Below are 11,134 nucleotides of genomic sequence, written 5' to 3'. Positions count from 1 at the left end.
GCGAGCGGCACGGGCGGGCGAGCGGCACGGGCGGGCGAGCGGCACGGGCGGGCGAGCGGCACGGGCGGGCGAGCGGCGCGCGGGCGGCGCGGGCGGGGCTACAGGGTCACGGAGAAGGTTGTCGAGTCGGCCAGCTTGCGGAACTCCTCCAAGGCCGGCTCGGACGAGTCGGGGCGAGTATCGCCCTTCGGGGCGTTCGGGGAGTCGAAGTACACCAGCGCCTTGATCGCCGGGAACCGAGGCAGCTGCTGGCGGACGGTCGAGTAGATCCACGCCTTCTGGGCCGGGTCGGCCGCGTGCTCGTAGACGCCCCACTCCGACACCATGAGCGGCTTGTTGCCGTGCTCGCGGGTCGCCCAGGTGTAGAAGCCGGGCCAGCGGGACGGGTTCGAGGTGCGGTTCACCAGGTACGCGAAGTCTCCGTAGCCGTAGGCGCCGGGCCTGGCGAACAGGTACGGGTCCATGCCGATCCAGTCGACCACGTCGTCGCCGGGGTAGAGGTCCTCGAACCATGGTTGGACGCACCACGGCTCGTACGCCATGTACGCCAGCACGAACACCGCGTTCGTCACGCCCTTCGCGCGCAGGCGCTCGACGGTGTGCCGGAACATCGCGGCGTAGTCGCGGGCGGTCATGCCGCCGCCGCTGCGCACATCGTTCTCCGGCTCGTGGTGCAGCGCGAGGAACAGCTTGCCGGGGAACGCCCGGAAGCGCTCGGCGGCCCGGTCGATGCGCGCGTCCTGTCCGCCGGCGGCCACGTCGGACCAGGTGGTGCCCCAGGCGACCTTCCAGTTCGCGAAGAGGATCCGCTTTCTTGCCTGCCGTACCGTGGCGATCTCGTCGGCGGTCGGGAACACCTCGTCGCCGCGGTGGTAGGAGTGCAGGATGTCGGCCGGGCGGCCGGTCGTCGCCTCGAAGTTGCGCAGGGCCCGCGAGGCCGGCAGGTCGGTGAACGCTCCCGGCGCGACGCCCCAGAGCAGCCCGCAGCTCGGCACCAGCTTGGCGTCGAGGCCGCATCCCGCCGGTTTCGTGGGCGCCTTCGTCGACGCCGCGGGCGAAGGCTCGGTCGACGCCGCGCCGAGGCCGGCCCGGGCGTCGACCTCCTGGGCCGCCGGCACGCCCCGGCGCTCCGGCTCCAGCCCCCGGGCCGCCGTCGAGGCGATCGCTCCCGAGGCCGCCAGCCCGATGAGGGCGGCCACGACCGCCAGCCGCGGAGCGGAGGTGACTCGTCGATGCTTCATCGCCGGTCACCGTAGGCCGCCGCCCCGCCGGGCCGACAAGCCCTGAGCAGCGCATCTCCCCCGTTCCGGCGACCGGAATTAAGGGAGATTTCAGAAGCGGGGCATGCCGCCGAACTGCCGGTCGCCCGCGTCGCCGAGGCCCGGGACGATGAACATCCGCTCGTTGAGCTCCTGGTCGATGGCGGCCGTCACCAGGCGCATGGGCAGGCCGGAGTTGGCCAGCCGCTCGATGCCGGCCGGGGCGGCCAGCACGCACAGCACGGTGATGTCCGTGGCGCCGCGGTCGACGAGCAGCCGCACACAGTGCTCCAGGGAGCCGCCGGTGGCGAGCATCGGGTCGAGGACGAGCACCGGGATGCCGGCCAGGTCACGCGGCAGTGACTCCATGTAGGCGCGGGGCTGGAACGTGTGCTCGTCGCGCGCGAGCCCCACGAACCCCATCGACGACTCGGGCAACAGCGCCAGCGCCGAGTCGGCCATGCCCAGCCCGGCCCGCAGGACCGGCACGAGCAGCGGCGGGTTGGCCAGCCGGGTGCCCTCGGCCACCGCGACCGGCGTCCGCACCGGGAAGGTCTCGGTCGCGAAGGAGCGCGCGGCCTCGTACACCAGCATCGTGGTGAGTTCGTGCAATGCCGCCCGGAAGGCACCGTTGTCGGTGCGCTCGTCGCGCATCGCGGTCAGTCGCGACTTGGCCAGGGGGTGATCCACCACGAGTACGTCCACGGACCGACAGCCTAGTATTTGGGACATGACCCTCACCGCCGAGGTCGCGCGCTCACAAGGCGCGTTGCGGACCTTCCTCCACGGCTTGCCGGGCGTCGACCAGGTCGGGGCCGAGCAGCGCGCCGCGATGCTGGGCACCCGCTCGATCAAGACGACCGCCAAGGCGCAGGCCCTGGACCTCGCCATTCGCATGGTCGACCTCACGACGCTGGAGGGCTCGGACACGCCGGGCAAGGTCCGCGCACTGTGCGCCAAGGCGGTGCGGCCCGACCCGGCCGACGCCACCTGCCCGAGCGCCGCGGCCATCTGCGTCTACCCGGCGATGATCCCGGTCGCGGCCGAGGCCCTGCGCGGGACCGGCGTGCACCTGGCGAGCGTCGCGACCGCGTTCCCGTCCGGGCAGGCGCCGCTCGACGTCAAGCTCGCCGACACGCGGGCGGCCGTCGCGGCCGGCGCCGACGAGATCGACATGGTGATCAGCCGGGGCGCGTTCCTCGCCGGGCGCTACGCCGAGGTCCACGACGAGATCGCGGCGGTGAAGGAGGCGTGCGGCGACGCGCACCTCAAGGTCATCCTGGAGACGGGCGAGCTGGCCACGCTCGACAACGTGCGCCGGGCATCCTGGCTGGCGATGCTGGCCGGCGCCGACTTCATCAAGACCTCGACCGGCAAGGTGCAGCCGGCCGCCACGCTGCCGGTGACGCTGGTGATGCTGGAGGCCGTGCGCGACTTCCGCGAGCAGACCGGCCGGATCATCGGCGTGAAGCCGGCCGGGGGCATCCGCACCGCCAAGGACGCGATCAAGTATCTCGTGCTGGTGAACGAGACGGCCGGGCCGGACTGGCTCGACCCCGACCGGTTCCGGTTCGGCGCGTCGACGCTGCTCAACGACCTGCTCATGCAGCGCACCAAGATGGCCACCGGCCGTTACTCCGGCCCCGACTACTTCACCCTGGATTAGGACGATGGACTTCCAGTACGCACCGGCGCCGGAGTCGCGGTCGATCGTCGACATCCGCTCGTCGTATGGCCTCTTCATCAACGGCGAGTTCGTCGACGGCAAGGGCGAGCCGTTCAAGTCGATCAACCCGGCCAGCGAGGAACTGCTCGCCGACATCGCCTGCGCCGACGCCGCCGACGTCGATGACGCGGTCCGCGCCGCCCGGCACGCCTTCGACACGGTCTGGGGGCCGATGCCGGGGCGGGAGCGGGCGAAGTACCTCTTCCGGATCGCCCGCATCATCCAGGAGCGGGCCCGCGAGCTCGCCGTGCTGGAGTCGCTCGACAACGGCAAGCCGATCCGCGAGTCCCGCGACGTCGACGTGCCGCTCGTCGCCGCGCACTTCTTCTACTACGCGGGCTGGGCCGACAAGCTGCCCTACGCCGGGTTCGGGCCCGACCCGAAGCCGCTCGGCGTGGCCGGTCAGGTCATCCCGTGGAACTTCCCGCTGCTCATGCTGGCGTGGAAGATCGCGCCGGCGCTCGCCGCGGGCAACACCGTCGTGCTCAAGCCGGCCGAGACCACGCCGCTGACCGCGCTGCTGTTCGCCGAGATCTGCCAGCAGGCCGAGCTGCCGCCGGGCGTGGTCAACATCGTCACCGGAGCCGGCGAGACCGGGCGGCTGCTCGTCGAGCACACCGGCGTCGACAAGGTGGCGTTCACCGGGTCGACCGAGGTCGGGCGGGCGATCGCGCGGGCGGTCGCCGGTACCACCAAGAAACTCACCCTGGAGCTCGGCGGCAAGGCGGCGAACATCGTGTTCGACGACGCGCCGATCGACCAGGCGGTCGAGGGCGTCGTCAACGGCATCTTCTTCAACCAGGGCCACGTGTGCTGCGCCGGCTCGCGGCTGCTGCTGCAGGAGTCGGTCGCCGAGGAGTTCCTGGCCGCGCTGAAGCGGCGGATGGCCCGGCTGCGCGTCGGCGACCCGCTGGACAAGAACACCGACGTGGGCGCGATCAACTCGGCCGCCCAGCTCGCCCGCATCCGGGAGCTGTCCCAGGTCGGCGAGGAGGAGGGCGCCGAGCGCTGGTCGCCGCCGTGCGAGCTGCCCGACCGCGGCTTCTGGTTCGCGCCGACGATCTTCACCGGGGTCACCCAGGCGCACCGGATCGCCCGCGAGGAGATCTTCGGGCCGGTGCTGTCGGTGCTGACGTTCCGCACGCCGGCCGAGGCGGTCGAGAAGGCCAACAACACGCCGTACGGGCTGTCCGCCGGGGTGTGGACCGAGAAGGGCTCGCGGATCCTCGACATCGCCGACCAGCTGCGCGCCGGCGTGGTCTGGGCCAACACGTTCAACAAGTTCGACCCCACCTCGCCGTTCGGCGGTTACAAGGAGTCGGGCTACGGCCGCGAGGGTGGCCGGCACGGGCTGGAGGCCTATCTTGAGCACTGAGTCGCCCGCGCGCCTCGCCGTCCGCAAGACCTACAAGCTCTACATCGGCGGCGCGTTCCCGCGCAGCGAGTCCGGGAGGTCGTACCAGGTGCACTCCCCCTCCGGCGAGTTCCTGGCCAACGCGGCGCTCGCCTCCCGCAAGGACGTGCGCGACGCCGTGAAGGCGGCCCGCGCCGCGGCCGGCAAGTGGGCCGGCGCCACCGCGTACAACCGCGGGCAGATCCTCTACCGGGTCGCGGAGATACTGGAGGGCCGGCGGGACCAGTTCGCCGCCGAGGTGAAGGCCGCGGAGGGCCTGTCCCGCAAGGATGCGGCGGCGCTGGTGGACGCCGCGATCGACCGCTGGGTGTGGTATGCCGGGTGGTCTGACAAGATCGCGCAGATCCACGGCGGGGCCAACCCGGTCGCCGGGCCGTACTTCAACCTCTCCGCCCCCGAGCCGACCGGCGTGGTCGGGATCGTGGCCCCTGCCGAGTCGTCACTGCTCGGCCTGGTCAGCGTCATCGCGCCGGCGATCGTCTCCGGCAACACCGTCGTCGTGATCGCGTCCGAGGGCCGGCCGCTGCCCGCCGTCTCGCTCGCCGAGGTGCTGGCGACCTCCGACCTGCCCGGCGGGGTCGTGAACCTGCTGACCGGCAAGGTCGCCGAGATGGGACCGTGGCTGGCGGCGCACATGGACGTCAATGCCATCGATATCACCGGTGTGACGGATCCCACACTTGGGGCCGACTTGGAGGTCGCCGCGGCGGAGAACCTCAAACGAGTGATCCGCCCGAGCAGCCCGGACTGGTCCGCTGACCCGGGCGTATCCAGGATGCTGTCGCTGCTGGAGATCAAGACGGTGTGGCACCCCAAGGGGGTCTGACCGCCGCACTCCGGGCACACTAGGGTGTTTGTGCGCGAGGCCACGTGTGCCCGCACGCCGAGCCGACTTTGGAGGTCACAGTGGCCCGCCAGTCATCCCGTTCGTCCGCTTCGTCCGCTTCGTCGGCCAAGAAGGACGAGCCGGTCGAGGTCCCTGACGAGGTCGAAGAGGTCGAGGACGTCGACGACGACGTCGTTGACGAAGCAGACGACGTCGTTGACGAGGCAGACGACGCCGGCGACGAAGCAGACGACGCCGGCGACGAAGCAGACGACGCCGGTTCCGAACGGTCCGCTCTCGCCGACGCGATGTGGAACGACGTCAAGATCGAGCCGATCGAGCTCGCGCTGCCCAAGGGCGTCGGATACACGCTGCGCGCGTACCGGATGTCCAACGAGCTGACGCCGCCCCAGGTCGCGGTCGAGGAGGACGACGACTTCGCGGTGCTGCGGCGCCGGGAGGACGAGGTCAACGACGACGAGGTCGTCATCCTCGAGAACCCCGAGCTGTTCGAGGAAGAGCCCGAGCCGGAGCCCGAGCGCGCCAAGAAGAAGACCTCCGCCGTCGCCTCGAAGAAGAAGAAGAAGGACGACGAGTCCGACGACGAGTCCGACGAGACCTCCGCCAAGGCGGAGGACGACGAGTCCGATGAAACTTCCGCCAAGACCGCGGACGACGACGAGGATGACACGGACTCCGACGAAACGGACGAGGCCTCCGCCGAGGACGACGAAGAGGAAGAGGAAGAAGAGGAGGAGGAAGAGGAGCCCGAGGAGGTTCCCGTCTTCCTCAGCCACGAGGGCAAGCTCCTGCTCTTCCGCAGCGTCGAGGGCCTGGTCGAGTTCGTGCAGTCCGACGCCGAGCACGACATGGTCCAGCTCGACACCTGGGAGAGCCTCAAGAAGCGCGTCACCGTCTCCTCGGTGGTCCCCACGGACGAGAACCACTACGAGCTGGACCTCGTGGTGGAGAACCTCCGCGGCGGACAGGACGCGTGGGACACCGACCTGCTGCTCGCCGCCGGCGAGGCTGCGCGTGACCTTGCTTACGCCCTGCGCCTCGAGCCGGTCCGCACGGCGCTCTCCCCCGGCTCCCCGCTCGACGACCTCGACGAGGGCCTCCGGGCTGCGGCGTCGGGCGGCGTCGGCGGGTTCTTCGCCAAGCGCCGGCTGAAGAAAATCGGGGCACAACAGGCAGCGCTCGGCTGGCGGACCATAATCGGCAAGATTTCTGCCGCCGTGGACTGGCGTGATTGATTTGTGACCGACAGGATCTAAGCCGTGGGCGTTTTGGCACGGCGGGCACGACCCGATCCCTAGCCGGACGGGTGGCGGCGGTAGACGACGATCAGCCAACGCGGCATTCAGCCGTTTCGGCTGATCGCGTCACGTGACGTCAACCTGTTGACTAGAGGTCGTTCACTTTGACCTGCGGCAACACACGGCGGGGCGCCGGGACACGTCCCCGCCGAGTGACGAAAGCTCAACTGATGTCCCGAGAGGAGGACGACGCGGTGGCGCTCGTTCGGGTGTACTGCGGTCTGGCGTCGGCTGACCCCGCCGAGCCGCAGTCGGGTTCCGACATCTGGTTGACCGTCGCGGTCGTCGACGACGCCGGCCGACTCATCGACATCTGCGAGGTGAGCGACGACGCCGGCGGCTACGCCGAGCTCAGCGCGTTGCTCGCGCAGCGCTCCGGCGGCCAGTCCGCCGTGGCGGTCGCGGCCGAGAGCGACGACCACGTCGTGACCCAGCTGCTCACCGCGGCGGGCCGCACGCTGGCCTTCACCGACGACGACTCGGCCGACGACTACGCCGAGCGCTTCGCCGATGACGAGTCGCCCGAGGAGATCCAGTCCAACGCAGCCGAACGGCGCGCGGTCGGCCTGGCCCGGGCCCTGCAGGCAGGCGTCCTCTCCGCGGTCGGTCAGAGCCCACCGCGCGACATGCTCCCGCTCAAGCCGGTCCTCGCCGCGCACGCCGCGGTGGTCGCCGGGCGGCAGAGCGCCGCGGCCACGCTGCGCGAGGTCCTCCGCGAGCTCTACCCGGCGGCCCTGCGGGCCTACCCGGACCCGGCCGAGGCGATCCCGCTCGCGATCCTCGACGCGCTGCCCGAGCCGGGCATCCTCGGCGGCGGCGCCGCCGGGCGCAACCGCGACGCCCAGGTCGTCGCCGACCTCGCCGCCACCGGCGTCGCCGACGCCGACACGCTCGGCGAGGCGATCACCGCGCTGCGGGTCGCGATCGCCGAGACCCCCCGCCGCACCGGCGTCAACCGCGCCCTCACCACCGCCGTCGCCGAGACCATCCGGCAGTCGGTCGCCGCGGTGCGGGCCAGCGACGCCGCCGCGGCCGCCCTCGTCGGCGTCCTCGCCGACAAGATGAACCCCGTCGGCCGCACCACACGCCAGCGCCCAGCCACGCCGCTCAGCCCGGCCACCCCGCTGCGCGCCGCCGCCGAGGCCACGCCGGCCCGCTCGGCCCGCGCCGCGACCGCTGCAACTGCCGCGCCTGCCGCGACCGCCGAGACGGGCAAGCACGGCAGCCGGGCCACGGTGCCCGCCGCCCCGGCCGCCCCCGCGGCATCCGCCGAGCGCTCGCGGGCCGCGTCCCGCGCCGCCGAGGTCGCCCGGGCCGAGGAGTCGGCCGCGTCGCGCGCCGTCGGTGGCCGCCGCCGGGCCCAGCCCGCGCCCGCCCAGGCCCAGCCGCCGGTCGTCTCCGCTCCGCCGGCCGCCGTCGTCTCGTCGCCGCCCGGGTTGACCACCTCGCCGGTCATCTCGACGCCGCCCGGCTACACGCCGGCCGCCGCGTCGGTGACCTCGGCCCCGCCGGTCACGTCGACCCCGCCCGGGTACACCCCGGCGCCGTACACGCCGCCGACGCCGACCTACGCGCCGGCCCCGCCGATCCCGCCGACCTTCCAGCAGCAGCCTGTTCCGGCGTCGATGCAGTCGATTCCGGTGCCGCTGCAGGGTCCTCCCCCGCAGCCGAAGCCCGTGGCGCCGCTGCCGGTGGCTCCCGCCCCGGTGGCCCCGCCGCCGGTCGCGCCGGAGCCGGTCATCCCGCCGCCCACGGCGACCGAGCCGCAGTTCACCTCGCTCATGCCACCGCCGCCGCCGGGCATCGCACCGCTGATCGGCGGCCACGAGCCGGCCGAGCCGCCGCGCTTCGAGACCTCCTACGGGTACGACCCGCTGGCCCCGGCCGCGTCGACCTCCGCACCGCCGGCCGCCTCGGTCACGTCGGTGCCGCCGGTCGACACCGGCGCGATGCGGCTGAGCGACCTGAGCTCCCTCGGTGAGCCCCCGGTCCTCGACCCGGTCGCCCAGGCGTCGGGCGCCCGGTCCGGTTGGCCGCTCAACGGGTCGGAGCCCCCGTCGGACAAGTCGTTCTCGTTCTCCGACCCGCTGGCACCGTCGTCCGAGCTGAGCAGCCTGCCCCGCCTGAGCGACATTCCGGCACCGCCCGCGGAGCTCGACCTGGACCGTTCGCCGGACCTCGGTCTGGGGCGGTCCGCGGACCTCGGGCGCTCCGAGGTGCTGAGCCGCGCCGAGCTGAGCCGGGGTCGCAGCCGGTCCGAGCGCAGCCGGTCGGCCGAGCTCGACGAGCAGCCGACGCGCTCCGAGTCGCGGCGGGCCGAGCGCAGCCGCGCCGAGGCCGTCGAGGCCGAGCCGGCCCGCAGCGAGCGCGCCCGCACCGAGCTCCCGCGGTCGGAGCGGTCCCGGACGGAGGCCCCCCGGACGGAGACGGAGACCTCCCGGACGGAGATCCCCCGGTCCGAGCGGTCCCGCAGCGAGATCCCGCGCAGCGAGCGATCCCGGTCCGAGCGGTCCGCCGAGCGCCAGCCCGAGCGGCCGAGCGAGCGCACGGATGAGCGGCAGGTCGAGCTTCCCCGCCAGCGCGAGGGCCGCGTGCCCCCGCCGTGGCAGACCGGCGACCTGCCGGCTGAGCCGGCTGGCCTGCGCCTGGTCGAGCCGGCCCCGGTGCCGGACCCGGCCCTGGCGTCGGGCTACACCGGCGAGCTGAGCGGCGACTACAGCGGTGAGTTCCGCTTCGAGCCGCCGGCGCTGCGCCTGGTCGAGCCGTCGGCCGAGCGCGCCACGGCCCGCAGCAGCGGCAGTGGCGCCGGCCGCAGCCGCCGCGCCGCGGCCGAGCGCGCCGAGGCCGCAGCCAAGCCCACCGACGACGGCGACGGCGACCTGCTGATCTTCGCCGCGGCCCGCTCGGCCTGGTTCACCGACTGGGACTCCGACACCGAGACGTCGACCGAGCGCCCGGCCGTCAACTGGGAGAACTCGAACGACTCGGCCTGGCAGGCCGCCCAGCGCGCCAGCGCCCCGGAGGTCGTCGAGGAGACCCACTCGGGCCTGCCGCGCCGCGTCCCGCAGCAGAACCTGGTCCCCGGTGCCCCGGTCAACGCGCCGGAGCGCCCGCTGCGCATCGTCCGCGACGCGGCCCAGATCGCCGCGCACACCACCGGCTACTTCCGCGGCTGGCGCCGCGGCCAGGAGGTCGGCGGCTTCGCGGTCGGCGGCCGCCCGGGTCGCGAGTCGGCCGGCGGCTGGGACTTCAGCCGCGATGCGGGCCGGGACTACCAGGAGCGCGAGTACGAGTACCGCTCCGCCCGCCGCTAGCAGTTCCGAGACGACGAGGGCCGCCCCCAGGGGCGGCCCTTTCGCATGAGGGGCCCGGCGAGGCCCTCGTATCGCACGCTGACGGCGTCACGGCCCGCAACGGTAGGCGGGGGCCACCATCGGCGCCCTGAAATGCGTCAGCGACCACTCAGCCCGCCGCGCCGTCACCGTGAGTGCGGGAATGCGGAACGTAACCAGGGCACATGCGAACGCGCACCGGGCGTCCCTTGCGGGCTGCTCGGTGCGCGTCAGGCTGAGTGGGTGTTGTGCCCGCGGCTGGTTACGCGGGGGCGGTGGCGCGGGTCCGGCGCATCGACAGCACGTACTCCACCAGGGAGATGAGCACGTTCTTGGTCGACTCACGGGAGCGCGCGTCGCAGGAGACCACCGGCACGTCGCTGGAGATCGCCAGGGCCTCGCGCACGTCGTCGGCGTTGTGGTACTGCACGCCGTCGGAGCAGTTGATGGCCACCAGGTACGGCAGCCGCCTGTGCTCGAAGAAGTCGATGGCGGCGAAGCAGTCGGCGAGGCGCCGCGTGTCCACCATCACGACCGCGCCGATCGCGCCCCGCACCAGTTCGTCCCACATGAACCAGAAGCGCGTCTGGCCCGGGGTGCCGAAGAGGTACAGGATGAGATCACGGTCGATCGAGATACGACCGAAGTCCATCGCGACCGTGGTGGTGGTCTTGCCGGGCACGTTGCGGGTGTCATCGACACCGACACCGGCGGAGGTCATGATGGCCTCGGTGGTCAGCGGGGTAATCTCCGAGACCGAGCCGACCAGTGTGGTCTTGCCCACGCCGAAACCACCGGCGATGACGATCTTCGCTGACGTGACCCGCCCTGGGCGGACCGCCACGTCAGAGCCTCCGAAGTCCACTCAGCACCCTCTCAAGCAGTTCTGTGCCCACCGACTCGTTTTCGTCGAGCGAGGTCGGCTCGTACACCGCGACCAGTCCATCGGCAGCCATGTCCGCCACGATGACCCGCGCGACACCCAGCGGGAGCTGCATGCGCGCCGCGATCTCGGCGAGAGACTGCAAGCGACCGTCGCAAAGCGTGGAGATGTATTGCTGTTCCTGGCCGTGCGTGCCGCCCGGCCTCGTATTGGCCGCACGGCCACGCACGGTGGTCTCGACCAGCGCCTCGATCGCAATTTCCAGCTTGGGCTTGGTGCGACCTCGGGTGACGGCGTACGGCCTTACCAACGCGCCCGTTGGCTCATCGCGTTCGGCCATGTTCGCCGTTCACCTCCTCACTCGTCGGGCCTCGT

9 protein-coding genes are annotated in these 11,134 nt (G+C 72.5%); 5 read left to right on the top strand and 4 right to left on the bottom strand.

The genetic code is table 11. From position 1 onward, the window contains the following. Positions 1–98: 98 nt before the first annotated feature. Together IEZ31_RS18205 and upp are read right to left on the bottom strand one after the other, a co-directional pair. A complete protein-coding gene (locus IEZ31_RS18205) occupies positions 99–1,241 on the bottom strand; it encodes a glycoside hydrolase family 26 protein (RefSeq protein ID WP_229835386.1) in 1,143 nt (380 codons plus the stop codon). Positions 1,242–1,331: 90 nt separating this feature from the next. Further along, on the bottom strand, positions 1,332–1,964 hold the full coding sequence (gene upp / locus IEZ31_RS18200) for a uracil phosphoribosyltransferase (RefSeq protein ID WP_190251079.1): 633 nt from the start codon (positions 1,962–1,964) through the stop codon (positions 1,332–1,334). Positions 1,965–1,989: 25 nt separating this feature from the next. On the opposite strand from upp, the gene deoC reads away from it, so the two are divergent. From deoC to IEZ31_RS18175, 5 genes are all read left to right on the top strand, one after another. After that, on the top strand, positions 1,990–2,925 hold the full coding sequence (deoC, locus tag IEZ31_RS18195) for a deoxyribose-phosphate aldolase (protein WP_190251078.1): 936 nt from the start codon (positions 1,990–1,992) through the stop codon (positions 2,923–2,925). A gap of 4 nt (positions 2,926–2,929) precedes the next feature. Then, the gene (locus IEZ31_RS18190) at positions 2,930–4,360 is read left to right on the top strand and encodes an aldehyde dehydrogenase family protein (protein WP_190251077.1); all 1,431 of its coding nucleotides are present in this window, start codon (positions 2,930–2,932) and stop codon (positions 4,358–4,360) included. Next, positions 4,350–5,225, top strand: coding sequence for an aldehyde dehydrogenase family protein (locus IEZ31_RS18185; RefSeq protein WP_229835383.1), 876 nt, complete (start codon positions 4,350–4,352; stop codon positions 5,223–5,225). The genes IEZ31_RS18190 and IEZ31_RS18185 overlap by 11 nt, the downstream gene beginning before the upstream one ends. A gap of 80 nt (positions 5,226–5,305) precedes the next feature. Continuing rightward, complete coding sequence (locus IEZ31_RS18180) at positions 5,306–6,481, top strand: SatS C-terminal domain-containing protein (RefSeq protein ID WP_229835381.1); 1,176 nt, start codon at positions 5,306–5,308, stop codon at positions 6,479–6,481. A 233-nt stretch (positions 6,482–6,714) separates the two neighbouring features. Then, positions 6,715–9,858, top strand: a complete 3,144-nt coding sequence (locus IEZ31_RS18175; RefSeq protein WP_190251075.1) for a hypothetical protein — start codon at positions 6,715–6,717, stop codon at positions 9,856–9,858. A 280-nt stretch (positions 9,859–10,138) separates the two neighbouring features. On the opposite strand, the gene IEZ31_RS18170 is transcribed toward IEZ31_RS18175, so the two are convergent. Together IEZ31_RS18170 and IEZ31_RS18165 are read right to left on the bottom strand one after the other, a co-directional pair. Further along, the gene (locus tag IEZ31_RS18170; protein ID WP_190251074.1) at positions 10,139–10,741 is read right to left on the bottom strand and encodes a GTP-binding protein; all 603 of its coding nucleotides are present in this window, start codon (positions 10,739–10,741) and stop codon (positions 10,139–10,141) included. Further along, on the bottom strand, positions 10,722–11,099 hold the full coding sequence (locus IEZ31_RS18165) for a DUF742 domain-containing protein (protein WP_190251073.1): 378 nt from the start codon (positions 11,097–11,099) through the stop codon (positions 10,722–10,724). The genes IEZ31_RS18170 and IEZ31_RS18165 overlap by 20 nt, the downstream gene beginning before the upstream one ends. Positions 11,100–11,134 lie beyond the last annotated feature (35 nt).

Source organism: Dactylosporangium sucinum, from assembly GCF_014647515.1.
GTDB lineage: Bacteria > Actinomycetota > Actinomycetes > Mycobacteriales > Micromonosporaceae > Dactylosporangium > Dactylosporangium sucinum.
The sequence above is the reverse complement of the archived record's forward strand: the minus strand, read 5'-3'. Positions and strand labels throughout refer to the sequence as shown.